General features: G+C 53.9%; 24 protein-coding genes. 11 read left to right on the top strand and 13 right to left on the bottom strand.

The genetic code is table 11. From position 1 onward, the window contains the following. Positions 1–202: 202 nt before the first annotated feature. Both CHB83_RS01440 and CHB83_RS01430 read left to right on the top strand, forming a co-directional pair. Positions 203–637, top strand: a complete 435-nt coding sequence (locus CHB83_RS01440; protein WP_045688587.1) for a hypothetical protein — start codon at positions 203–205, stop codon at positions 635–637. Between the two features lie 227 nt (positions 638–864). Further along, positions 865–1,224, top strand: a complete 360-nt coding sequence (locus CHB83_RS01430) for a hypothetical protein (RefSeq protein ID WP_045688588.1) — start codon at positions 865–867, stop codon at positions 1,222–1,224. 100 nt (positions 1,225–1,324) lie between these two features. Here the strand turns inward: CHB83_RS01430 and CHB83_RS01425 are convergent, their stop codons facing one another. The 5 genes from CHB83_RS01425 to CHB83_RS01405 form a co-directional block, all read right to left on the bottom strand. Further along, the gene (locus CHB83_RS01425; RefSeq protein ID WP_045688589.1) at positions 1,325–2,611 is read right to left on the bottom strand and encodes a citrate synthase; all 1,287 of its coding nucleotides are present in this window, start codon (positions 2,609–2,611) and stop codon (positions 1,325–1,327) included. A 238-nt stretch (positions 2,612–2,849) separates the two neighbouring features. After that, entirely contained in the window at positions 2,850–4,241 is a 1,392-nt protein-coding gene (mnmE, locus tag CHB83_RS01420) for a tRNA uridine-5-carboxymethylaminomethyl(34) synthesis GTPase MnmE (protein WP_089331422.1), read from the bottom strand. A 135-nt stretch (positions 4,242–4,376) separates the two neighbouring features. Beyond that, positions 4,377–5,036: a metal-dependent transcriptional regulator gene (locus CHB83_RS01415; protein ID WP_045688590.1), complete on the bottom strand. Its 660-nt coding sequence runs from the start codon at positions 5,034–5,036 to the stop codon at positions 4,377–4,379. Positions 5,037–5,146: 110 nt separating this feature from the next. Then, entirely contained in the window at positions 5,147–6,160 is a 1,014-nt protein-coding gene (locus CHB83_RS01410; RefSeq protein WP_089331421.1) for a 3-oxoacyl-ACP synthase III family protein, read from the bottom strand. A 95-nt stretch (positions 6,161–6,255) separates the two neighbouring features. Beyond that, a complete protein-coding gene (locus CHB83_RS01405) occupies positions 6,256–7,410 on the bottom strand; it encodes a glycosyltransferase family protein (RefSeq protein ID WP_143436962.1) in 1,155 nt (384 codons plus the stop codon). A gap of 76 nt (positions 7,411–7,486) precedes the next feature. On the opposite strand from CHB83_RS01405, the gene CHB83_RS01400 reads away from it, so the two are divergent. Both CHB83_RS01400 and CHB83_RS01395 read left to right on the top strand, forming a co-directional pair. After that, positions 7,487–8,311 carry a 2,3,4,5-tetrahydropyridine-2,6-dicarboxylate N-succinyltransferase gene (locus CHB83_RS01400; protein ID WP_089331419.1) on the top strand — a complete coding sequence of 275 codons (825 nt, stop codon included), beginning with the start codon at positions 7,487–7,489 and terminating at the stop codon, positions 8,309–8,311. Positions 8,312–8,331: 20 nt separating this feature from the next. After that, on the top strand, positions 8,332–9,141 hold the full coding sequence (locus CHB83_RS01395; protein ID WP_045688595.1) for a hypothetical protein: 810 nt from the start codon (positions 8,332–8,334) through the stop codon (positions 9,139–9,141). Positions 9,142–9,220: 79 nt separating this feature from the next. Here the strand turns inward: CHB83_RS01395 and msrA are convergent, their stop codons facing one another. Then, complete coding sequence (gene msrA / locus CHB83_RS01390) at positions 9,221–9,766, bottom strand: peptide-methionine (S)-S-oxide reductase MsrA (RefSeq protein ID WP_089331418.1); 546 nt, start codon at positions 9,764–9,766, stop codon at positions 9,221–9,223. A gap of 256 nt (positions 9,767–10,022) precedes the next feature. Then, entirely contained in the window at positions 10,023–10,913 is an 891-nt protein-coding gene (locus tag CHB83_RS01385; protein ID WP_089331417.1) for a 3-hydroxyacyl-CoA dehydrogenase family protein, read from the bottom strand. 347 nt (positions 10,914–11,260) lie between these two features. On the opposite strand from CHB83_RS01385, the gene CHB83_RS23450 reads away from it, so the two are divergent. Beyond that, the gene (locus CHB83_RS23450; protein ID WP_143436961.1) at positions 11,261–11,431 is read left to right on the top strand and encodes a lmo0937 family membrane protein; all 171 of its coding nucleotides are present in this window, start codon (positions 11,261–11,263) and stop codon (positions 11,429–11,431) included. Between the two features lie 114 nt (positions 11,432–11,545). Here CHB83_RS23450 and CHB83_RS23730 read toward each other — a convergent pair whose 3' ends face one another. Beyond that, a complete protein-coding gene (locus tag CHB83_RS23730; protein WP_089331416.1) occupies positions 11,546–12,376 on the bottom strand; it encodes a hypothetical protein in 831 nt (276 codons plus the stop codon). An 18-nt stretch (positions 12,377–12,394) separates the two neighbouring features. Beyond that, entirely contained in the window at positions 12,395–14,017 is a 1,623-nt protein-coding gene (locus tag CHB83_RS01375) for an ABC-F family ATP-binding cassette domain-containing protein (RefSeq protein WP_045690052.1), read from the bottom strand. Positions 14,018–14,323: 306 nt separating this feature from the next. On the opposite strand from CHB83_RS01375, the gene CHB83_RS01370 reads away from it, so the two are divergent. After that, positions 14,324–14,797: a DUF4199 domain-containing protein gene (locus tag CHB83_RS01370; RefSeq protein WP_052695507.1), complete on the top strand. Its 474-nt coding sequence runs from the start codon at positions 14,324–14,326 to the stop codon at positions 14,795–14,797. A 238-nt stretch (positions 14,798–15,035) separates the two neighbouring features. Beyond that, positions 15,036–15,440: a hypothetical protein gene (locus CHB83_RS01365; protein ID WP_045690051.1), complete on the top strand. Its 405-nt coding sequence runs from the start codon at positions 15,036–15,038 to the stop codon at positions 15,438–15,440. A gap of 105 nt (positions 15,441–15,545) precedes the next feature. Here the strand turns inward: CHB83_RS01365 and CHB83_RS01360 are convergent, their stop codons facing one another. After that, a complete protein-coding gene (locus CHB83_RS01360; RefSeq protein WP_143436960.1) occupies positions 15,546–15,941 on the bottom strand; it encodes a hypothetical protein in 396 nt (131 codons plus the stop codon). A gap of 238 nt (positions 15,942–16,179) precedes the next feature. Here CHB83_RS01360 and CHB83_RS01355 point away from each other — a divergent pair, with 238 nt between their 5' ends. Then, complete coding sequence (locus CHB83_RS01355) at positions 16,180–16,872, top strand: murein L,D-transpeptidase catalytic domain family protein (protein ID WP_179225423.1); 693 nt, start codon at positions 16,180–16,182, stop codon at positions 16,870–16,872. A gap of 94 nt (positions 16,873–16,966) precedes the next feature. On the opposite strand, the gene CHB83_RS01350 is transcribed toward CHB83_RS01355, so the two are convergent. Continuing rightward, entirely contained in the window at positions 16,967–17,161 is a 195-nt protein-coding gene (locus CHB83_RS01350) for a hypothetical protein (RefSeq protein ID WP_045690315.1), read from the bottom strand. Between the two features lie 195 nt (positions 17,162–17,356). Between CHB83_RS01350 and CHB83_RS01345 the strand changes: the two genes are divergently transcribed. Both CHB83_RS01345 and CHB83_RS01340 read left to right on the top strand, forming a co-directional pair. Then, the gene (locus tag CHB83_RS01345; RefSeq protein ID WP_045690316.1) at positions 17,357–18,166 is read left to right on the top strand and encodes a M48 family metallopeptidase; all 810 of its coding nucleotides are present in this window, start codon (positions 17,357–17,359) and stop codon (positions 18,164–18,166) included. Between the two features lie 110 nt (positions 18,167–18,276). Then, positions 18,277–19,200 (top strand): diacylglycerol/lipid kinase family protein, encoded by a 924-nt coding sequence (locus CHB83_RS01340; RefSeq protein ID WP_245855248.1) that lies wholly within the window; start codon positions 18,277–18,279, stop codon positions 19,198–19,200. A 14-nt stretch (positions 19,201–19,214) separates the two neighbouring features. Here the strand turns inward: CHB83_RS01340 and CHB83_RS01335 are convergent, their stop codons facing one another. Together CHB83_RS01335 and CHB83_RS01330 are read right to left on the bottom strand one after the other, a co-directional pair. Next, the gene (locus CHB83_RS01335) at positions 19,215–20,456 is read right to left on the bottom strand and encodes a metallophosphoesterase (RefSeq protein ID WP_245855247.1); all 1,242 of its coding nucleotides are present in this window, start codon (positions 20,454–20,456) and stop codon (positions 19,215–19,217) included. 399 nt (positions 20,457–20,855) lie between these two features. Beyond that, on the bottom strand, positions 20,856–21,491 hold the full coding sequence (locus tag CHB83_RS01330) for an LON peptidase substrate-binding domain-containing protein (protein WP_089331412.1): 636 nt from the start codon (positions 21,489–21,491) through the stop codon (positions 20,856–20,858). Positions 21,492–21,618: 127 nt separating this feature from the next. Between CHB83_RS01330 and mtgA the strand changes: the two genes are divergently transcribed. Then, positions 21,619–22,362 (top strand): monofunctional biosynthetic peptidoglycan transglycosylase, encoded by a 744-nt coding sequence (mtgA, locus tag CHB83_RS01325; RefSeq protein WP_045690318.1) that lies wholly within the window; start codon positions 21,619–21,621, stop codon positions 22,360–22,362. The last annotated feature ends 47 nt before the right edge of the window (positions 22,363–22,409 follow it).

The raw sequence follows: 22,409 nt of genomic DNA, 5'->3' as shown, positions 1-22,409 counted from the left end.
GTAGGCAAGGTTTTTTTGCATTGTAGTATTTGTTTTTAATAGCACTATTAGAAGTCTGATAATGAGATGTGTCTAATTCTATAGTAAAAGTGATGAAATATAATAGTTATAAAATTTCTTTTTATTATTAAATATTTAAGGACTACGTTTGATCAGTTGCTAACTCATCGGTACAGGACATAATCCTCTTTTGCTGCCGTCGATGAAAATAGCTGCCAAACTGATTCACACTTATTTAGTCATTTTGCCAATGTTAATCCACATGAAAAAAGCTTACTTTCTTGCATGCGCACTTTTAGGGCTACAGAGCACCACATCTGCACTGCCAGTATCCGCTGGAGATGGCTCATCGGGAGTGCATGCGCGTGCCACCGCTCTTACTCGCTCTATTGCCGAAAAGGCCCACCTCGACGAAGGCCAGTACTTGCGCGTGAAGCAGCTGAACACCAAAATGTTAACGGAAATGGATGAGATTAAATCCCGTTATACTGCTGATCAAGCAATGCTCGATCAACACTTGGCCGAAATTCAAGCCAGATACGAAGCTGATTTGATGGCTTTGCTGCGTCCGGCACAAGTGGCAGTATACCAGCAGGCTCGAACTAGCATGACAGCATTGGGACGTTCGCCCCGATAAAAACCCGCTACCCATTGTCCTGGGGGGAGTAATGAATGTCTCCCTCCAGGCAACGGGAAAGATAATGCTTGAGAAAAATTATATTATTGCAACAATATATTGACTTTGTTATAAATATATAGTAAATTAATTCTTTCAATATCTGCATTAGCACCAGCCTTTTCACTCGGTGCTCATACTCTCGTGCTGCACTCTCCATTTTCCATCTTAACACCCACTACACGGTTATGAAAAAAGTATTGACTCTACTTGCGCTGGCCTGCATGTGTGCTGCCGGCCACGATAGCCAAGCTGGCCCAGGCGATGGTGCCCGGCTTCGGGAGCGAGCCACCGAACTCACGCGTAACCTCGCCGCCAAAACTGCCCTCAACGAAGGCCAATACGTGAAGGTGCGCCAACTCAATCTGCGCCTACTGACCGAGATGAACGAAGCGCGTAAGATTACTAATGATGCAGCTGCCATGGACGCTGCCGTAGCTGATATTCAACTCCGTTACGAGTGGGACTTGGCTACTATTCTACGGCCCCGCCAGATGGCCGTGTATGACCAGACAAAACAGAACATGACTGCGCTAAGCACGCGTTAGAAACAGCTTGAACTAGGTAAAGCAAAGATGTATGTAATCAACTAGTTACTCCATAAAAAAAGCCCGCATTACGCGGGCTTTTTTTATGGAGGGAGAGCGTCTAGCGCTGATCAATGCTTACGTAATCACGCTCGGTTTCGCCAGTGTAAATCTGGCGGGGACGACCAATGGGTTCCTTGTTTTCGCGCATTTCTTTCCACTGGGCAATCCAGCCGGGAAGACGGCCTAGGGCAAACATCACTGTGAACATTTCGGTAGGAATACCGATGGCGCGGTAAATGATGCCGGAATAGAAGTCAACGTTGGGGTACAGCTTACGGTCTACGAAGTACTGGTCCGTAAGAGCGGCCTGCTCCAACTCCTGAGCAATCTTCAGGAGAGGGTCATCAATACCCAAGGCAGCTAGTACTTCATCGGCGGCCTTCTTGATGATTTTGGCGCGGGGGTCAAAGTTCTTGTACACGCGGTGACCAAAGCCCATCAGACGGAACGAGTCGTTTTTGTCTTTAGCCTTTGCAATAAATTTGCTCGTGTCTCCGCCGTCGCGCTGAATAGCTTGCAGCATCTCCAATACTTCCTGGTTGGCACCACCGTGCAGGGGACCCCACAGGGCGTTGATGCCAGCTGAAACCGAGCCGTACAAGGAAGCGTTGGCCGAGCCAACCAAGCGCACCGTGGAGGTAGAGCAGTTCTGCTCGTGGTCGGCGTGCAGAATGAGCAGCTTGTTGAGGGCGCTCACAATGCGTGGGTCGATTTCATACTTCTCCGTGGGGAAGCTGAACATCATGTACAGGAAGTTCGAGCAGTAGTCGAGGTCATTGCGCGGGTAATTCAGCGGATGACCCATGTTGTTCTTGTACGTCCAAGCCGCAATGGTCGAAATCTTGGCCATGAGACGAATTACGTTCAGGTCGATTTCCTCCTTGCTCAGGTCGGGCGATACGCTTTCGGGGTAGAAAGCCGTGAGCGAGCAAATCAGGCTGCTCAGAATAGCCATTGGATGGGCTGCCGAGGGAAAGCCGTCGAAAATCTTGCGCACGTCCTCGTGCACCAAAGTATGCTTGGTGATTTGGAGGCTGAAGTTGTCAAGCTCAGCCTGGTTGGGCAGCTTGCCATAGATCAGGAGGTAGGCAACCTCAATAAACGTAGACTTCTCTGCCAGTTGCTCAATGGGGTAGCCGCGGTAGCGTAGAATGCCTTCTTCACCATCAAGGAAGGTGATGGCGCTCTTGGTAGCACCGGTGTTTTTGTAACCAGAATCCAGGGTTACGTAGCCAGTCTGGTCGCGCAGTTTGCCGATGTCGAAAGCTTTTTCGTGTTCGGAGCCTTCAATGACGGGTAAGGAATAGGTTTTGCCGTCAAGGGTAAGTTCAGCAGATTCTGCCATAAGCGTAGAGTAAGGGGGTGGGGTTACGGGGCGAAACTAAAGAATTACGGACAAGGCCGAAAGCCCCATGAGCGTTGAGATCTATACTACAAAACCCAAGCGGTTGTTGTTTGCCGCAGGGCTCTGCCACAAATAAACATCCGCCAGTCCATATGTGCAGTATGAACTTCACTTTTTGATACAAGCATAATGGGGAAGATGCTGGTAGTCTGTTAGTAAAAACTAGGTTGCTGGCAATCTACTTGCCGATGCAAAACTGGGTGAAGATGCTCGTCAGCAAGTCATCGTTGCTGATTTCGCCGGTTATCTGCCCTAGGGCGGCCAGTGCATGGCGTAAATCGGCAGCTAGCAATTCCGTACCCGTACCAGCTTCCAAACCGAGTACTACTGCATCAAGGTGCTGCAAGGCTTGCTCTAAGCTGCGGGCATGCCGCACGTTGGTAACGATGGTACTGCTACCCGTCCGGTCGAGTCCTTCGCCCCGCACTAGAGCCAGCAAGGTTTCACGAAGTTCATCTAGTCCATCGCCCCGGGAAGCCGCAATGAGTACAGTGCTGGGGCGGTGCTGGAAAGAGGATAGCTCGGCATCGGAAGCTACATCCAGCTTGTTCCCAACGGCCAGTACTGGAACGCCTGCTGGAGCATGTAGTACCTCAATTTCTGCTTCAAGCTGCTGGGGGGTAGTATTTGTTATATCAAATAGATATAAAACCAAAGCGGCCTGCTGAACCCGCTTTAGGGTGCGCTCTACCCCAATAGATTCTACTACATCTGTGGTGTCGCGCAAGCCAGCCGTATCCACGAACCGGAACCGAATCCCGTCGATGCTTACTTCATCTTCAATTAAGTCCCGGGTAGTACCAGCAATGTCGGAAACGATGGCCCGCTCCTCATTAAGCAGGGCATTGAGCAGGGTGCTTTTACCCGCATTAGGACGCCCCGCAATGACCGAGGTAACCCCGTGTTTGATGACATTGCCCAATGCAAATGAACGTAGTAAGCGTCGCACTAGGCCTTGTACCTCTTGCAATAGGGCTACTAGGCCAGTGCGGTCGGCAAACTCTACATCTTCCTCTCCGAAATCCAGTTCCAACTCTAGGAGAGCCGCGAAATGTATTAACCGGCTGCGGAGTTCTTTCAGCTCTTGTGAGAAGCCGCCCCGCATCTGGCGCATGGCTACTTGGTGTGAAAGCTGAGAATCCGAAGCAATAAGGTCGGCTACAGCTTCGGCCTGAGCCAAGTCGAAGGCGCCGTGTAGGAAAGCACGTTTGGTAAACTCCCCGGCCTCGGCTAAGCGGGCGCCCCGCCGCACAAAAAGACTTAGTAACTCCTGCACAATGTAGTCGGAGCCGTGGGCACTGATTTCAACTACATCCTCGCGGGTATAGGAGTGAGGAGAACGGTACAGAGAAACGACTACTTCGTCAATAATTCGCTCGCCCTCCCGAATGGTGCCGTAGTGCAAGGTATGGCCTGCCTGGTCGCGCAGACGCTTGCCAATGAATACGCCATCCGTGATGCTGATTGCCTGCGGCCCAGAAAGACGGACAAGCGCAATGGCACCCGCACCCGGCGGCGTGGACAGGGCAACAATGGTATCGGAAAGCGAAGGAGGGAGCAAGGAAGCCACGGGGGAGAGGGCTAAGGGGGTTGAAACAGTCAGTGGCCGTGAGGGTGAATTGACTCCCTAGCGTACCTGCCTAATGGCGGTGGAGAGAGGCCAGCGGGCCACTAAACGTAAGCTACAAAAGGGTACTGCAACGAGTTAGTCCGTCACAAAAAGGTTGCGGCTAACTTCTGCCGATACGAGGTATTTATCAGAGTTGTTGACTCTGATTTCAAGAGAGTTGTCAAATACTATCTTATCCAGTACTTCAATATGCGCACCCAAATTCAGGCCTACCTTGTCGAGGTACTGTAGGAAGGGAACGGACGTATTCTTGACGGCCGTTACGGTACCTTGGTCCCCAGGGTACAGGTCGGCTAGCAGGCGGTGCTGGGGCCGGAGGATGGCGCCCTCTGCGGTGGGGATGGGGTCGCCGTGCGGGTCGAGCTGAGGGAAACCCAAAAACTCATCAAGCCGACGAATCAGCAGGTCAGAGTCGATGTGTTCCATCTGCTCGGCCACATCATGGACCTCATCCCAACTGAAGTTCAGCTGCTGCACCAGAAACACTTCCCAGAGACGATGCTTCCGGATGGTGAGGAGTGCCAACCGCCGGCCCTCGGCTGTTAGCGATACTCCGCGGTACCGGGTGTAATGCAAGAGGCCCTTCTCGCCGAGGCGACGCAACATATCCGTGACGGAGGCCGCCCGGGTTTGCAATTCCTCCGCAACACGGTTGGTGCTGACCTCAACGCCGGGCTGGGCTTCTGCAAGCTTAAAAATGGCCTTTAGATAGTTTTCCTCGGTGTAGCTAGGCATGAGTGTCAAGTAAGAAGTAAAAAAGAAGAAGTAAAAACCGGGGCGGCCAACTAGACGATAATGTCCGGCTGGCCGCCCGTATAGTTACCTCTTGCTTTCTAGCCGGTTTACTACCATTTGATGAGCGCGGAAGCCCAAGTAAAGCCCGAGCCAAAGGCGGCCAAGCATACCAAGTCGCCGCGCTTAATGCGGCCTTCCTGAACAGCTTCACTTAGGGCAATGGGCACGGAGGCTGCCGTAGTGTTGCCGTAGCGCTGGATGTTGCTGAAAATTTTGCTTTCTGGCAGACCCATCTTCTGCTGCACGTACTGCGTGATACGCAGGTTTGCTTGGTGCGGAATCAGCATATCGAGGTCCTGAGGTTGGTAGCCGTTTTGGTCTAGGGCCTCTTTGATTACCTGCGGGAAGCGTACCACTGCGTGCTTGAACACGTTCTGGCCGTTCATGTAGGGGTACATATCCAGTTCGTTGGCTACCACGTACTCCACGCGATTATTGCGGTTAGAGCCGGGCTCCTTCACAATAAGCTCCTCGGCATGCTCTCCTTGGGAATGCAGGTGGGTGCTTAGAATGCCGTGTTCGGCGCGGGTGCTGGGGCGCAGTACCACCGCGCCGGCGCCATCCCCGAAAATAACCGATACGGCCCGCCCGCGGGTGCTGATGTCGAGGCCCGACGAGTGAATCTCGGAGCCAACAACTAGTACAGTATCGTACATGCCCGTCTTAATGAACTGGTCGGCCATTGATAAGGCATACACAAAGCCCGAGCACTGGTTACGTACGTCAAAAGCCGGAATGGGTGCCTGAATGCCAAGCTCACGCTGCAGTAGTACGCCCGAGCCTGGGAAGAAGTAGTCGGGCGAGAGCGTAGCGAAGACAATGAGTTGAACGTCATCAGGGGTGAGGCCGGCCATTTCCAAGGCCTTGCGAGCAGCGTTGGCGCCCATGTTGGCCGTGGTGTCTTTGCCTTCTTCAAACCAGCGACGCTCCCGGATGCCGGTGCGCTCCTGAATCCACTCATCGGTGGTATCCATTAGGCCGGTTAGGTCTGCGTTGGTGACCACACGGTTGGGCACGTAGTGGCCCACACCAGCAATTTCAGAGAGTCGGAGAGTATTGTTCATCGAGGTGGGTTTGCGAGGCAGATAGGTCGAAATACAAAATCGAAGGTAGTAAGATTCAGCATCCCGCCCCGTAAACGGGCCGCAAAGGTCGGTAGTTACTGGATAGAATCCATTAGGCGATGCAATTTTTCGGCTTCTGAAGCCCAAAAAGCTTCTTCGGGGACGCCAAGTGGGTAGAATGGACGCCGAAGCTGCACCAAAAAGTCAGCCGTCAGCGTATGGCTACTGCCCAGCTGCTGAAAGTCAAGACAGACGCCTGCCTCGTAACGTTCCACCAGTTGTTGCCACAGCGGATTGGGCGGCACTACCATTGGTAGGCCATGCGCTAAGTACTCAAATAGTTTGGTGGGTACGCACCTAGCCGTGCTAGGATGGGGGCGGTAAGGCAGCAAGCCCAGATGGCTACGTTCAATTTCCTGCACTACCTGAGCATGAGGCACCAGTGTGCCGCCACCAATAAGAGAGACCCCTCCGCTAGCCGCGGCTACTGCCGTGCGTAAGCGGACTAATTGGGCGGGTTGTTGGCAAAACCCGATGATGGTGAGGTGCACACTAGGCCACAGCTGCCGGAGCTGCCGCGCAAATTCAAGGGCCTCAAACACGCCGTTCAGCTCCGATATGGTCCCGGAGTACAAAAGGCGCAGAGGCTCATCAGGAACGGGTAGCCGGTGGGTGGGTAGTGCTGGTGTTTCGTCGGTGCGGGGTTGATATTTGTTTTCGAGAAGTATCGTCCGGGCCGGGGTAGCAAAGGGTAGCTCGTCGGCGTAGCTACGTTCGGCTAGGATCAGTCCCGCCGCCTTAGTAGCGGCCAAGGTTTCTAGTTTCCGCACCAAGCTAGCCAACAGACCCCGCGCCCAGGCGGGGTACACGCGCTGAGTTTGGATGTTGAGCGCATAGTTTTCGCGCACATCGTACACAAACTGCCGCCCACGGCCTACAGCGCGCCAGAGTACCGTAAGGGGGAGTAGCTCCGGAGCATGCACAATTACTACGTTGGGATTCAACTGCCGCAATAGCTGCCAATAGCGCCATTGCGCGCCCACGCGGGCCATACTAAAACGAGCGCCCGCCAGCAATGCGTGCGTGTGCAGGTTTGGCGGCAGGTTTGGTGGGGTGGGTGCCAAGCGGCCGGCTACGTGCACGTGAGTGCTCAGCCGTGACGCTAGCGCACGCCCAAATTTGCCCAGCATACGGGTGTCATCGAGGGGCTTGAGCACCGAGGCAAGCAAAACAGTGGTCGGAAGCGGCATATTGGCCGTGAAGATGGTAAGTTTGTGGTTCTGGTGCGCAACCCTCCGCGCATTGGCCATTTGAAAATCAACCCCAATGACTGACCTCCAATCTTTGATTGAAGCTGCCTGGAACGACCGGAGCCTCCTGCAGCAGACTGCTACCACCGATGCCATCAACCACGTAATTGAAGAGCTGGACAAGGGCCGCCTGCGCGTGGCCCAGCCTGGCGCTACCGAAGGAGCCGACTGGCAAGTGAATGACTGGGTAAAGAAAGCCGTTATCCTGTACTTCCCCATCCGCCAGATGGAAACTATTGAGGTAGGCCCCTTCGAGTTTCGTGACAAGATGCGCCTGAAGACTAACTACGAGCAGCAAGGTGTGCGCGTAGTGCCGCCCGCCGTGGCTCGGTATGGTTCTTACCTGGCTGCGGGCGTAATCATGATGCCGAGCTACGTGAACATTGGCGCATGGGTAGGCGAAGGCACCATGGTAGATACCTGGGCCACGGTAGGTTCCTGCGCCCAAATTGGAGCTGGGGTACACTTGAGCGGCGGCGTTGGAATTGGCGGCGTGCTGGAGCCCGTGCAGGCTGCTCCCGTAATTGTAGAGGATGGTGCTTTCGTGGGCTCGCGCAGCATCTTGGTTGAAGGCTGCTTTGTGGGTAAGGAAGCCGTTATTGGCGCTGGCGTTACCATTACGGGTAGCACCCGCATTATCGACGTAACAGGCGCCGAGCCGAAGGAATACCGCGGGTATGTGCCAGCGCGTTCCGTTGTAATTCCTGGCACCCTGCCCAAGCAGTTCCCGGCGGGTGAGTACCACGTGCCCTGCGCCCTTATCATCGGCCAACGCAAGCCTAGCACCGACCTCAAAACTTCCCTCAACGACGCCCTGCGCGAGCATAACGTGGCCGTTTAACGGCCGGACCCTTTCCACTGATGAGTACTCCGAAATCTGTAGTATCGGCGGCCCAGGCCCGCGATGAAGTACGCGACTATCTAGCGCAGGAGTTGGGCATAGCGCCAGATGAAGTGCAAACCCGAGTGGCGTTCAACCGAGAACTACCGTGGGTTGATGGCCGCACGCGCCCGTGCTTTCTGGTGGAGTGGGCCGCTCCCAACGGACGCGATGGGGTGGCTATTGCCGGGCCCTACACGTACAACTTCTTTGAGCTAACCCGGCCCGAAGCCTATGAGCTAGGCACGGCCAATGCCTGGCGCCAGCAGCTCCTAAACCTATACGCCGGATGCGAACTGGCGGCCCGTTCGCGGCTCACGGAGCCCTTCACGGAAACCCCCGACCCCACCCGGTTGTCGGTTATCCAGAACGCTTTGCAAGACCGCGCCAACTGGCGTATTGCTGTCAATGTATCGTTGCGGGAGTTTCTGCGCGTCGGCACCGAGGAGTACTACATCTTTAATGGTAGCTGGCTGTGGAATCCCAACTTTCGTTATTCTCAGCTGAAAGGCTTTATGCCCATTGGCGAGACAACGTTGTTTGAGCTACCCAAGCTGTCTTTCATCCCTGTGAAGTCACACTCGCCCTTCGAGCCCATTCCGCCCGTGGGAGAGGACGGAGCCTACCCCGGAGAGATTGGCGGATTCATTATCGTGAAGAACAACCAAATTGTAGAGGTAGACCGCCTACCCTTGTACGTACGTACCTTGGTGAATCAACTGGCGTTGTTCTACGCCATTGGCCGCGACTACGGTCCGTTCCAGATTGATTTCTCACAGCAGCACGTGTAAGCTTTTAAACACTTACTAACGGTACAAAAAAGCCCGCTTTGCATTAGCAAAGCGGGCTTTTTTGTATAAGAAGCTTCTGCTATTTCGCTAGGGCTTCGGCTTTTAGCTTGTTGCCGAATACTTCACGTACTTTATCAACCTTTGGCTTCACCACAAATTGGCAGTAGGGCTGACGGCCGTTCTGGTTGTAGTAATTCTGGTGGTAGTTCTCGGCAGCGTAAAACGTAGCCGTCGGTACTATCTCCGTCACAATGGGGTTGGGGAAGGCGTGGGCTTCGTTAAGCTTCTGCTTATACTCTTCGGCTAAGCGACGCTGCTCTTCATTGTGGTAGAAGATGGCCGAGCGATACTGAGTCCCGGTATCCGCCCCTTGGCGATTTAGCGTGGTTGGATCGTGCGTCTTCCAGAATATTTCCAGCAGCTCGGAAAAGCTAATTTGAGCAGGGTCGTACGTAATCTGAATAACCTCAGCGTGACCTGTCAGGCCGCTGCAAACTTCTTTATAAGTAGGGTTGGCGATACGCCCACCTGTGTAGCCCGAAACGACTTTCTCAACGCCCTTAAGATTTTGAAATACGGCCTCGACGCACCAAAAGCAGCCGGCACCAAATGTTGCCTGTTCCATTCGTAGGGAAGTGTTAGTAGATGGTAAGTTGGTAGCTGGCTGGGCAACTATAGTGGATAGAAAGCCCATCCAAACCAAGAAGGTTAGAATCGTTCTAACCATACGTATAAAATGATTTTTTGACAATAAAAGTTTAGTGACAGCGACGAGCTTAGTGAAAAATACTACCCATCGAAAAAAGGCCCTCTTTCCGCAGAAAAAGGGCCTTTGAATAGCAAGTAGTTAGCTAATAAGCTAGGCGGTTACTACCTGAGAGTTATTTGCGGAAGCGTTCAGCTAGCACCAATTCTTTGGTGCCATGCCCCCAGCTATAGAATCCCTCGCCCGACTTCACCCCGAGGCGGCCGGCCGTTACCATGTTCACAAGCAAAGGGCACGGGGCGTACTTCTGGTTGCCAAGGCCTTCGTGCAGTACCCGCAGAATAGCTAGGCACACGTCGAGGCCAATGAAGTCAGCTAGTTGCAAGGGCCCCATAGGGTGCGCCATTCCCAGCTTCATCACCGTATCAATTTCTTCTACGCCTGCCACGCCTTCGTAGAGGCTATAAATAGCCTCGTTAATCATCGGCATCAGAATGCGGTTGGCCACGAAACCGGGGTAGTCGTTTACTTCGGTGGGTGTTTTGCCTAGCTCACGCGACAAATCCATTACGCGTTGAGTTACGGCATCCGAAGTGGCATACCCCCGAATTACTTCCACCAGCTTCATTACCGGTACGGGGTTCATGAAGTGCATGCCAATCACCTGCTCGGGGCGCTTGGTTACGGCCGCAATTTTGGTAATGGAGATAGACGACGTGTTAGAGGCCAGAATGGCTCCTGCGGGCGCGTGCGCGTCAAGCTCCCGAAAGATGTTGAGCTTCAGGTCTACGTTCTCCGTGGCGGCTTCTACCACTAGGTCAGCCGCGCGTACGCCTTCGGCCAAGCTAGTGTAAGTAGTCAAACGAGCTAGCGTAGCCGTCTTGTCGTCTTCGGTGAGGGCACCCTTTGCTACCTGGCGGTCGATGTTTTTGCCAATAGTAGCAAGCGCCTTGTCAAGAGCAGGCTGACTAATGTCAATCAGAGCAACGGGAAATCCATACTGGGCAAAAACGTGCGCAATACCATTGCCCATCGTGCCGGAGCCAATTACGGCGATGTTCATCATGCGGAAATAAGAAAATTGGGTGGGATGAAGTAGGGGCAGTACCCCAGTGCAGACCGCAAAGCTAACCTGAAAACTGGCCTCGCTCACTCTCGGGTGCTTAACTATAACAACAACCAACTGGTTTTTTTTCTAAGGCAAAAAAGCCACTTACAGCCTGTAAAGGCACATTTCATTGGAATATATATCGATGTAGTTGAATTTTTTTAACGGAATAATATCCTTTTGAAAATCCTCGCCGTACAAATCCGCAAATCGCCTCTTCAACTTTCAGAAGTTATATTCTGCTTGCTGGGTAGGCGGTCTTAGGATTCCTTTTCCACTCTCTCCACCTCACACTTTCAATCATCATGGGAAATCTGCTGTATATCATCGCCGTCATTCTGATCATCATCTGGGCTTTAGGCTTCTTCGGCGTACTGGGTGCCGGTATTCAGGGCAATAGCCTAATCCACATCCTGTTGGTAATTGCCATTATCGCCATCCTGCTGCGTGTGATTCGCGGCGGTCGGGTAGTCTAACTACCGCCTAGTTCCATTGGTAGTGGAACGAGACAGTAAACCCCGAAAAACACAAAAAAGCCCTTCTCGTATGAGAAGGGCTTTTTTGTGTGCAAACTACCTGTTCAACAGGTACTAACGACCTAGGCGATAAAGGAAGTTGAATCGGATGACCGGCTGGCTATACGGCGACAGGGAGTTGCCGTACCGGTCCACCCCGTCGTTGAAGTTGTAGAGCAGCAAGATGTCGGCGGCAATACGTTCCCCTAACTCTTGGCGGTAGCCTATACCAGCTAGTGGGGTTTGGTAAGTACGATTTACCTTTATAATCTCCACTTGCTGCGCACTTATTACGCGTTCAGCATACGCTTGAGCATTGGTTACCTCATACTCCAAGTGAACCAAGAACTGGTCGATTACCCGGTACTGAGCAAAAGCCTTGATTCCCAGGCTGTGCAGGCTTAAGCTAGAGGGGTAGCCATACTGCCGTATGTCGTCTGGGAATGAGTAATGATTGTAGATGTAGCTCAGGCCGGGGCCGATAGCAAACCGATCCGTAACCTGATAACCAATGGCCGGTCCAATGCTAGCATTAAACAGTCCAGCGCCGCTGATGCTGCTGTAGCCCAAGCCAAAGTTGCTGTACACAAACCACTTGCGTAGAGGTGGTGGTGGTGCAGCAACTCCCGGCCGATCCGGCAAGTCGAGGCCGGATGGGCGGTTGGGGTCGTAGCCTTGGTTGGGCTGAGGAGCCGGTACCGATGGAGCGGGGGCTGGCGTGTAAACCGGCGCGGGCGTAGGCGTAGCGGCTGGTCGGGGTGCCGGCGCGGGCACCGTTGAGCCGGGAGGTGCCGTATTAAGCTGAGGCTTCACGGTACGGGTAGTATCCGTACCCTGTGCCTTTGCGGCCGGAGCCCAGCGCAAGCCCGCTCCGCCTAAAGCCAGTAAAAACAACAGTCGTTTCATATCCCCGCTACAACGCTATTAGGAAACTAGTTGGTACATGCGCTGGCGTTGCGCTTTAATGTTTTCATCGGCCAAATATTCCTCGTAGCTCATCCGGCGGTCGATGATGCCGTCGGGCGTGAGCTCAATGATGCGGTTAGCTACCGTTTCCACTACTTGTAAGTCGTGAGAAGCGAATAGCAGGGTGCCAGTAAAGTCGCGCAACGAGTTGTTGAGGGCTGTGATGCTTTCAAGGTCGAGGTGGTTCGTCGGATCGTCGAGGACCAAAACGTTGCCGCCTTCCATCATCATCTTTGATAACATGCAGCGTACTTTTTCACCTCCGCTTAGCACGTTGGATTTCTTCTGCGACTCTTCGCCCGAGAATAGCATCCGTCCCAGGAACCCCCGAATGAACGACTCGTCCTTTTCCGTGCTGTACTGGCGTAGCCAGTCAACCAGGTTCAAATCAGTATTGAAGAACTCGGTATTTTCCTTGGGGAAGTAGCTCGGCGTAATGGTAGTGCCCCATTTGAAGTCGCCTGAATCGGCCTTCGCTTCGTTAAATAGAATATCGAAGAGGAGGGAGGCGGCCCGGTCGTCGCGGCTGATGATGGCTACCTTATCTTTCTTATCGAGGGAGAAAGAAACATTGCGGAAGATGGTTTGGCCATCCACCGACTTGCTCAGGTTCTCCACCGTCAGCAACTGGTTGCCAGCCTCGCGCTCCGACTTAAAGGCGATGTAGGGGTACTTGCGGGAGGACGGTTTGATTTCTTCCAGGGTGAGCTTTTGCAGCAGCTTCTGACGCGAAGTAGCCTGCTTGCTCTTCGAGGCGTTGGCTGAGAAGCGGCGCACAAATTCTTCCAGTTCCTTGCGCTTATCTTCCGTCTTCTTGTTTACCTCCTGGCGCTGGCGCAAAGCCAACTGCGACGACTCGTACCAGAACGAGTAGTTGCCGGGGTACATCGTGATTTTCGAGAAGTCCAAGTCGGCCATGTAGTTACACACCGCATCTAAGAAGTGGCGGTCGTGGCTTACTACAATTACCGTGTTCTGGAAGGAGTCAAGGAAGTTTTCCAGCCAGAGTACCGTTTCGGCATCCAAGCCGTTAGTTGGTTCGTCGAGGAGTAGAACGTCGGGGTTGCCGAACAGAGCTTGCGCTAGCAGTACCCGCACCTTGTCGGATGTACCTAGGTCGCCCATTTGGGTGTAGTGCTTATCTTCCGAGATGCCCAGACCAGAGAGCAGCTCGGCAGCTTCGTACTCCGCATTCCAGCCTTCCAGGTCAGCAAACTCGCCTTCTAGGGCCGCAGCTCGCTCACCATCGGCATCCGAAAAATCAGCCTTGGCGTAGAGCGCGTCTTTTTCCTCCATCACCTTCCACAGGCGCTGGTGGCCCATAATCACGGTTTGAAGTACTGGATACTGGTCGTGAGCAAACTGGTCCTGCTTCAAAACCGACAAACGGGCGCCCTTGGGCATGTCTACTGAGCCAGTGTTTGCCTCAATCTCCCCCGAAAGGATTTTTAGGAACGTGGATTTGCCGGCGCCGTTGGCCCCAATAAGACCATACACGTTGCCCGGCATGAACTTAATGGTAACGTCTTCAAACAAGATGCGCTTGCCGTAGCGCAGGCTTACGTTGGAGGTGCTGATCATAAATGACTAAGTGCGGAGAAACACGTGAAGGAGTGCCCGGGCGTGAACACCCCTGAGCAACATGCAAAAGTACGTAAAATGGCCCGCCTACTTTGTTAGACAACTAAAAAAGCAAGCAGACCATACTTTTAAGGCTAAAAAAATGGGCTGTTAGCACAACCCCTTGCCGGACAATACGGTATAAAAAAACAGCTGGTGCCGGAGAAGTGGTCGGGTTGATAACAAATGCTGCCTGCCACGTAGTTCCGCCGGATAACCAGGCCCTTAACAACCCACCAACCACATCTTCTGACTTTTCTTTGTTCTATGACTAACGCACGTATTACTCCCGAAACCAATGGGGTCCGCTATGGTCTGTTTGCCGCTGCTGGCATGATAGTGTACTTTCTCATTGCCTCTCTAACAGGTCTGACTGACCGCATTGAGTTCAGCTTTCTGAATGGGGTTATTCTGGCCGTCGGCATTTGCTTTGCCATTGCCAACTTTAAGCGCTACTGCCAAGATCGTATGCCGTACTTGCAAGGGTTTGGCACTGGTATTATTACTGCTATTGTAGCTTCTGTCGTGTTCGGCATCTTCTTCGTAGTGTATGCCGGGCTGTTAAACCCAAAAATCATGCAGAATATCCGTACCTGGGACCGTCTAGGCTTCGATTTGTCTATTACGGTAGCCGTACTAGCTATTCTGCTACAAGGTGCCATGGCTGGCGTAATTATTTCGTTGGTAGCTATGCAGTACTACAAGAGCCCTGATCACAAGCCTATTACAGGCATTGAATAAGCTTCTCCACAGCCAAATGAGCCACGTTCTATCACAGAGCGTGGCTTTTTTGTTGGTAAATCACAACAACACTTAAATATTCCAATAAAAACATAGACTTTATTTCGTTTACCTGTTGTTTCTATATTGAAATCAATATAAGTTTGTATTAAATAAAGTGACAAGCAGAGGAATTGTTCCGCTTGTACCTGTGTTTGATGCTTCAATTACTGGACCTCCTGCACCTTTAGTTAGTATAATGAAATCCTTGTTTTTGGCCTTCGCGATGATGTTGGGAGTAGCAGTTAGTGCTACTGCGCAAATGAAGGATAGTCAGTCGGAGCGGATGGGCTCTCTCGATCCTTCTCCGGAGCGGGTAGAGGCTATGACTCGTCAGATGAGCAGTCAGCTTAAGCTCTCGGAAGCGCAGGTCGTCCGTCTGCGTGCCGTAAATAAGATCAAGCTAGCCCGGGTAGACGAAATCAAGTGGGACTATTACCAAGATCCGGCAACTCGTAATAGCAAAATGATGGAGCTGGAAGCGCAGTACGAATCGGAGTGTGGCCGCATCCTTACTCCCACCCAGTTGAGCATGCTTCAGGAAGAAAACAAGCGTGATGCAGTACCAACGTCTCCTACTACCAATGATGGGGGCGTAGGATAACTGATAGCACTTATAAGCCTACACCAAAGAAAGAGGCCACCCAACATTGGGTGGCCTCTTTCTTTGGTGTAGGCTTGCTCGATATTACCCTAATAGGGTACCTACTTAGGGCGCTACAGTACTAACCGGGAACTGAGCTTCTGTGATGGTACCGGTAGCCCCAAACCGCAATACAACGCGGCCACCGGCTGCCCTAGGGTGCCCTTTCACACACTGCGGTCCGGTAGCCGTGTAGTAGATATAGATCTTCTCACTTTGTTCGCTCAGTTCTTCCTCGTCTGGGTGGCCTAGCAGAGCATCTACGTCGCTGATGCGGGCTCCGTACAGTTGCTCACGGTATTTGGTGAATGAAGGGAGGAGGGCTGCCCGCCGGCTTGTGCAACCATAGGGGTCTTTGCGCCAAGCCGAGCCATCAAATTCTGGCATCTCGGGAAGGGCGTGCCCGCAAGAGGCTACTAGGAGGCCGATAGCAAGATATGCAGGAAAGCGACGAAGGGACATAGACGAAAAGTAAATGAATAGCCGCCTTACGCAGGTGGATATATGGCACAAAACTACTAGTTTTGGTGTCCCACAAGTATATTGGAAGTTAATTAGCCATCTGCTCACGTTGTTTCAACTAGTTTCGTCGATGACTTTTTTGCCGACTGCTACTGCCGGTTTGCTACTGACGCTGTTTTCTTGGTTGCCACTAGCAAGCCTAGGCAAGACAGGTGGCGCACCTACTCCTCCCAGACTTTTGATTACGAACCCTGCTCTGCGCACTAGCTACATGGCCGCGTTTGAGCAGCACGTAATGGCCACCTACATTCAAGCGGGGCTGGCTAGCTCAGGGCTATCCGTGCAGGTGTACCGGAAGGCTATGATTGGTTTTTACCATCTACAGCAGCGCGGCCTTACCAACCGGAACGAGACCACACTCACCGTCATTGACTTTAGCCGCTCCAGTAAGCAAAAGCGCCTGTGGGTGGTCGATGTGGATCAGGGCCGAGTTCTGTACCATACGCTGGTTGCGCACGGGAAGAATACCGGCGAAGAGTTTGCCCATACTTTCTCAAACCGCGAAGGCTCGGAGATGAGTAGCTTGGGGTTCTACCTCACTGGCAACACCTACCAAGGCAAGCACGGCTTGTCGTTGAAGTTGCAGGGTGTAGACGCGGGATACAATACCAATGCTGCCAGCCGCGCCGTGGTAGTGCATGGGGCCGAGTACGTGAGCGAAGAGTTTGTGCGGCAGCACGGCCGCTTGGGCCGCAGCCAGGGCTGCCCCGCCTTGCCCGTGCATCAATCCAGCGCTATCATTCAAACAATCAAGGGAGGCAGCGTAGTTTTTGCCAACGGCCCCCTGAACACGCACTACCAGTCCGACTGGTTGCAACTGGATGGCGCACTGCTGGCATTTGCTCGTAGCAAAGGGCTGAGCGGTAGCTAGCCACCAGCTTTCCAGATAAGGAAACAGGTAACGAGAACGGGCTCACCGAACACTGTTCGGTGGGCCCGTTCTCGTTGTCGCTGGGGAGGTAGGGCTAGGCCCGGTCGCCAGTGGTTTTCACAAGGTTGATGCCGGCGAAAAAGAAGATCAGGCCCACAACGAAAGGAACAAGGGAATTCATCTTGCTCAGGCCCAAACCACCAATTTGGAGGAAACCAAGAGCACCAGCAATAATGCCTAAGATGCCCAGGATAGTGAGGATGCTGCCGAACGTGCGTTTCTGGTTCATGGTGCAGAGAATGAAAAGCGTCAGAAGAAGGAGAGAGGAGTTCGTTGAAAACGGGGTTGGGCCTGATACGATAGTTGACGCAATTTGGGTGTGCCGGCTCTAGCAACCCTAGTGAAGGCTACGCGTTACAAGCCTTTGATGGGCCCTGGCTCGTCCGTGTCCGCACTTTTTACTCCCTATTCCCTTCAACCAATCATGCGAGGAAATCTTCGGTTCATCATTGCCCTGGTAATGGCGGCCTTCGCCTTTATCCCGTACTACTGCAACACCCAGAAAAATGAAGTAACTGGGGAAGTGCAGCACGTAGATATGTCGGCCGACCAGGAAATAGCCCTGGGCTTACAGGCCGCCCCACAAATGGCCCAGCAATACGGTGGCATCCACCCCGACAAACAAGCGGGAGCCGCCGTAGAGCGCATTGGGCAGCAAATTGTGCGTAGCACGAAAGCAGGCCAAACGCCCTACCGCTTTCAGTTTCACTTGTTAGCCGACGAAAACACAATCAACGCGTTTGCCTTGCCCGGCGGACAGGTGTTTATTACGGCTGGCTTGCTGAAGAACCTAAAAACGGAAGGCCAAGTAGCCGGCGTGCTGGCCCATGAAATAGGCCACGTAGTAGCTCGTCACTCGGCCGAGCAAGTAGCAAAGTCGCGCCTAACAAGTGGTTTGACCGGTGCCGCCGCCATTGGCCTGTATGATCCAGATAGACCGGCTACGATGGCTAGTGCTGCCGCTGCCGCTATGGTAGGCAAGCTGCTCACGTTGCGCTACGGCCGCGAAGACGAGCTAGAAGCCGATCGACTGGCCGTTGACTTCACCCCCGCCGCTGGTTTTGACCCCCGCTCTATGATTCAGGTAATGGAGATTTTGGACCGTGAAAATCACGGGAGCAAGCCACCCGAGTTCTTGAGCACTCACCCCAACCCAGGCAACCGCATTACGGAACTGGAGCGGGACATTGCTTCTGACTTTCCCCAGGGGCTACCCGCCGGGCTCAAGCCTTAACCTTCAGTAGTACCCATAGCGTGGCCGGCCAATTGGCCGGCCACGTTGCATTTATCCCCTTCTCACCCGAGTAAGTGCGTCGAAACAGCGCCTTACCCTACTTGCCCCTCATGCCTACTCCTATGCCCACCACCCTGCGTCATCTGCTATTTGTGCTGAACCCGATTTCTGGTGACATCAACAAGGATAATCTGGAAGATACCGTCACTGCGTACTGCAAGGAGCGAGGACGCGCCGCCGCCTTCTACCACACTACCGGCGACGCTGATCTGGAGCACCTGCGCGCCCACTTGGCTACCCATGCTTACGACGCCGTGTTTGCGGCCGGGGGCGACGGCACCGTGAGCTTAGTAGCCGAGGCGCTAGCCGGAGGAGAAGTTCCCTTGGGTATTTTGCCGCTAGGCTCAGGCAATGGGTTATCCAAAGACCTCGGGATTCCGCAGGATGTAGAGGCCGCATTGCGCTTAACCTGGGACCATGAACTGCGCCTTTTGGATACGTTGCGGGTAGGTGGGCGCTTCGCCGCTCACCTGGCCGATTTGGGTTTCAACGCCTTAATTGTGGAGCGCTACGACCAGGGCGAAGCCCGCGGACCCGCCGCCTACGTGCGAGTAGCTACTCAAGAATATTTAGGCTACCAACCAGCCACCTACCACATCGAAACAGATGAGGAAGCCTGGGAGGGGCCAGCCTTTATGCTCACCATTGCAAATGCTAACACCTTCGGTAGTAACGTCATTATCAATCCTGATAGCCGGATGGACGACGGGCAGTTTGAACTGTGTATCATCGAGCCATTCCCGAACACGGCTACGCCCGGCATTCTGTATCGGCTCTATACAAATGGCTTCGATGATTCTGACTACACGCGGCGGCTCTGCTGCCGCAAGGCCCGGATTTCGGTGCCGGGAGCTACGGAAGTCTTAGTCCAAATCGACGGCGAACCGTGCCACTTGCCATCCCCCGTAGAGGTAGAAATTGACGTGCGCAATTTGCGGGTACTGGCCCCAACTTCAGCCCCGGCCGCCAAGTAACAGCCGTGCCTTCCTTACCCAACGTGGCGAGCAAAAGAGGCCAACAACGACGTAGATACCGGCGAAGAAACGGGAGCAGGGTGTAAACGAAGGCGAAACACCTCGGCCGCTGGCGCTAAGGAACCCGCTACTGCTGGTTCGAGTGTGCGCAGCCACGTGTCGCCTGATTCATAAAAGTCGAGGCTGAAGAAGCCTTTCTGCTCATGGACAAACGTCGCGCGGCCGCCTTTCTGCACGAAAGCGGTTTTGCTACCTGAGCCACTTACCAAATAGTGCCCTGCACGATGGTGGAAGTACTGAAGATTATGGTCGTGGCCGGCCGCGTAGATTACGTTCGGGAATTCCTGTAGTACTCGCAGCATGCGGCGGCGCATCTTGCGGTAGCGCGGGTGCGACATATCCTCGGCTGCTCCTACCAGCTTGCGGTACAGAGGCAGCAAGGAGCCAATAATGGGCAACGGCACATACGCCCGCTTATGCACCGTAGTCAGTGGAAACACGTGTTGCTTGGCCGTAAACTTGCCTCCGTGCAAGGCATTGGAGTACAGTGGGTGGTGGCCTGCTACCACAACGCGCTGGTGGCGGTTGGCCGCCAGCACCTCCCGTAACTGCCGAAACGCTTCCTTAGAGTTTCCGGTGGGGCGGGCACCGCGCTGTACCCACCATTGCGTGTTCATCACTACCAGCAGTACCCCCTCGGTGAGCTGCAACGTGACGGGGCCGGGTGTACCGCCCGCTGGTAGGTAGTGAGCCGTGGGTAAATACTCGTGCACGTAAGTTTCCTGGCGGCGCAGGTACTCCCAGCCGTCGGGGCGACCTTTGTGCCAGTCGTGGTTGCCACTGAGTAGTACCACGCGGCCTTGGAAGCGTCCTAGCACATCGAGTAGCGTATTAAAACGGGCCTCGGCTGCCCCTCGACCGGGGTGGTGGGTAGCAGGTAAGCCAATGGGATACACATTGTCGCCCAGGATAACAACGGTGCCGGCCGGACCGGTTTGATTTTGCCAGCTTTCCAGCAAATTCAGAATAGGGTCCGTACCGTCGGTAGCTACGGCGCCCGGGTCTCCGAGGAGCGCTACCCGGTGCACCGGAGTCAAGGCCGGATCGGGTTCATGCTGAGGCCAGTCGAGGTAAGCGGGGTCTACGTATGGGCGGCGTCGGTACTGGCGCTCCTGCCAGAAGCGCCACGCTAGCCATACCGCCATAACAGCAGCAACCGCCAGCACTAGGTATAGTAGAAAAGACGAGGTAGACACAAGAAGCAGGATTGAGCTGGCTATACGTAGAAAACCGATGTTCGGGAGGAGTGGCGAAACTAGAAGAACTCTACTTGGGCCCTCATCGCCTAATACATGCCATACGTACTACTCTAACCCAACTACCCGCCTGGGAGTGCCTTTTCCTGCCGGCGCACACAGGGCAAAGCATTCAACGTACTCTTGTAAGATTCCCTTGTTGCTAACTGCATTACAAATAAGTAATCTGAGAGCATAGTAGGGCTCTTTGCCTAGCGCATTCCGTTTTTGCCTCGGTGTACCCAGTAAAACCCATGAGAATTGCGGCCTCCTTGCACAGACAGCACTACACGCCAGGGGTGGGGCAGGACTTGCTAAAAAGTGGGGCCACATAGGCAGCGCCCGTTGTGGCGCGGGCGGCTAAAAGTTTGGCGGGGTCAGGTTTTTGAAATGGCCATTTAGGCGCACCCGGTCTTTCAAGCGTTCCGTTTCCAGCAGCACGGGAAGGATGTGCTCTAGGTGACCAAGTACTTGGCGCTGCCGCGCCGTTTCCGTAGTAGCTTCGAGTAACTGATACTCTTGCTCGGTACTCAGCCCCAGGTTGTGCGCAATATCGTACACGCGGAAGTCAGGAGGTAGCTCCGTGAACAAGCGGCGCAGCCCCAGTACATCGTAAAGCTGCTGCACTTGCTCCCGAATTTGGGTGTGCTGCCGCGGGTCACCAACGGAATCATCGGGTAGGTCCGTGACTTGGGCGCCGGCGTATAGCTTCCCTGGTGCTTCCCGGAAAAGCTCTTCAATGCGAAATATGCCTACTGCTTTCGTCCGGATATCCATTTCCCCATTCTCATACGTCTTTTCCACGCTGAGCAGGCGCATTTCGGTGCCCAGTTTGCTGACGGCGTTATTAATGTAGGGCGGAATACCGAAAGTGATACCCCCCTCTATGCAGTCGTGGATGAGCTGACGGTAGCGCGGCTCAAAAATGTGCAGGTTTAGCTTCTCGCCGGGAAATGCAACGAGATTTAGGGGAAACAGGGCCAGCAAACGTGTCATAGAAGCAGAGCGGTAGAGGATGGGAAAGTAGTAGAAAGAAGCCAGTATACGGTGCTGGCCGCTGAATTCCCCTACTTTTGCCCGGCCGCAGGTGCGGCGCAGGTAGTGAACGTAGTTTTAGCTGGTCGTGACCAAGTACGCACAACTTAGCCGCCGGGTAGGGCGGACGGCGCTGCAAGTAGTAGCGGCTCTATTTCTTATTTCTGTGGCCTGGGTGCTAGTATACCGCTGGGTGTCGCCCCCGGCTACGTGGCTGATGCTGGAGCGCCGGGCGCATGCTCCCGTTGGCAAAGGATACTATGGTATTCGGGAAGACCATCGGCGCATTAGCTACCAGTTCCGGTCCCTTGACGAAGTATCATCAAACCTGCCCCTAGCTATGGTGGCGGCCGAAGACCAGCGTTTTCTTATTCACCACGGGTTTGATGGCGACGCGCTTTGGCAGGCAGCTAAGTCAAATATGAGCGGGGGCAAGACGTTGCGTGGCGGAAGCACTATTTCCCAGCAGGTAGCCAAAAACGTGTTTCTGTGGCACGGCCGCAGCTACATACGCAAAGCTGCCGAGGCCTACTTCACGCTGCTCATTGAACTCTTCTGGGACAAGCGCCGCATTATGGAAATGTACCTCAACGTAGCGGAAATGGGGGACTGCATATTTGGGGTGGAGGCAGCCTCGCAGCAATACTTCCACAAGTCGGCCAACAAGCTCTCTTCCCAGGAAGCAGCTCTCCTGGCCGGAGTGCTGCCCAATCCCTTACGCTTCCGGGCTAGCAATCCTGGTCCCCAAGCCCGCGCCAAACAGCGTCGGGTACTCCGCAACATGCGCCGCTTGGGTGGCTCGGCCTATGTGCGCGAGCTAATGGAAGAGTAAAGCCAGACCCGTTGGTAGGGTTGGGTAGTACGTTGAGGAACGTATAT

This window comes from Hymenobacter mucosus (genome assembly GCF_900188255.1).
GTDB classification, from domain to species: Bacteria; Bacteroidota; Bacteroidia; order Cytophagales; family Hymenobacteraceae; genus Hymenobacter; species Hymenobacter mucosus.
The sequence above is the reverse complement of the archived record's forward strand: the minus strand, read 5'-3'. Positions and strand labels throughout refer to the sequence as shown.

Bases quoted from the DNA above. Each gene is read 5' to 3' on its own strand.
- CHB83_RS01360 (WP_143436960.1), bottom strand. From the start codon at position 15,941: ATGTCCCTTCGTCGCTTTCCTGCATATCTTGCTATCGGCCTCCTAGTA.
- CHB83_RS01330 (WP_089331412.1), bottom strand. From the start codon at position 21,491: ATGACACGTTTGCTGGCCCTGTTTCCCCTAAATCTCGTTGCATTTCCC.
- CHB83_RS01405 (WP_143436962.1), bottom strand. From the start codon at position 7,410: ATGCCGCTTCCGACCACTGTTTTGCTTGCCTCGGTGCTCAAGCCCCTC.
- CHB83_RS01350 (WP_045690315.1), bottom strand. From the start codon at position 17,161: ATGAACCAGAAACGCACGTTCGGCAGCATCCTCACTATCCTGGGCATC.
- CHB83_RS01440 (WP_045688587.1), top strand. From the start codon at position 203: ATGAAAATAGCTGCCAAACTGATTCACACTTATTTAGTCATTTTGCCA.
- CHB83_RS23450 (WP_143436961.1), top strand. From the start codon at position 11,261: ATGGGAAATCTGCTGTATATCATCGCCGTCATTCTGATCATCATCTGG.
- CHB83_RS01345 (WP_045690316.1), top strand. From the start codon at position 17,357: ATGCGAGGAAATCTTCGGTTCATCATTGCCCTGGTAATGGCGGCCTTC.
- msrA (WP_089331418.1), bottom strand. From the start codon at position 9,766: ATGGAACAGGCAACATTTGGTGCCGGCTGCTTTTGGTGCGTCGAGGCC.
- CHB83_RS01385 (WP_089331417.1), bottom strand. From the start codon at position 10,913: ATGATGAACATCGCCGTAATTGGCTCCGGCACGATGGGCAATGGTATT.
- CHB83_RS01400 (WP_089331419.1), top strand. From the start codon at position 7,487: ATGACTGACCTCCAATCTTTGATTGAAGCTGCCTGGAACGACCGGAGC.
- CHB83_RS01425 (WP_045688589.1), bottom strand. From the start codon at position 2,611: ATGGCAGAATCTGCTGAACTTACCCTTGACGGCAAAACCTATTCCTTA.
- CHB83_RS01340 (WP_245855248.1), top strand. From the start codon at position 18,277: ATGCCTACTCCTATGCCCACCACCCTGCGTCATCTGCTATTTGTGCTG.
- CHB83_RS01410 (WP_089331421.1), bottom strand. From the start codon at position 6,160: ATGAACAATACTCTCCGACTCTCTGAAATTGCTGGTGTGGGCCACTAC.
- CHB83_RS01395 (WP_045688595.1), top strand. From the start codon at position 8,332: ATGAGTACTCCGAAATCTGTAGTATCGGCGGCCCAGGCCCGCGATGAA.
- CHB83_RS01365 (WP_045690051.1), top strand. From the start codon at position 15,036: ATGAAATCCTTGTTTTTGGCCTTCGCGATGATGTTGGGAGTAGCAGTT.
- CHB83_RS01415 (WP_045688590.1), bottom strand. From the start codon at position 5,036: ATGCCTAGCTACACCGAGGAAAACTATCTAAAGGCCATTTTTAAGCTT.
- CHB83_RS01370 (WP_052695507.1), top strand. From the start codon at position 14,324: ATGACTAACGCACGTATTACTCCCGAAACCAATGGGGTCCGCTATGGT.
- CHB83_RS01375 (WP_045690052.1), bottom strand. From the start codon at position 14,017: ATGATCAGCACCTCCAACGTAAGCCTGCGCTACGGCAAGCGCATCTTG.
- CHB83_RS23730 (WP_089331416.1), bottom strand. From the start codon at position 12,376: ATGAAACGACTGTTGTTTTTACTGGCTTTAGGCGGAGCGGGCTTGCGC.
- CHB83_RS01430 (WP_045688588.1), top strand. From the start codon at position 865: ATGAAAAAAGTATTGACTCTACTTGCGCTGGCCTGCATGTGTGCTGCC.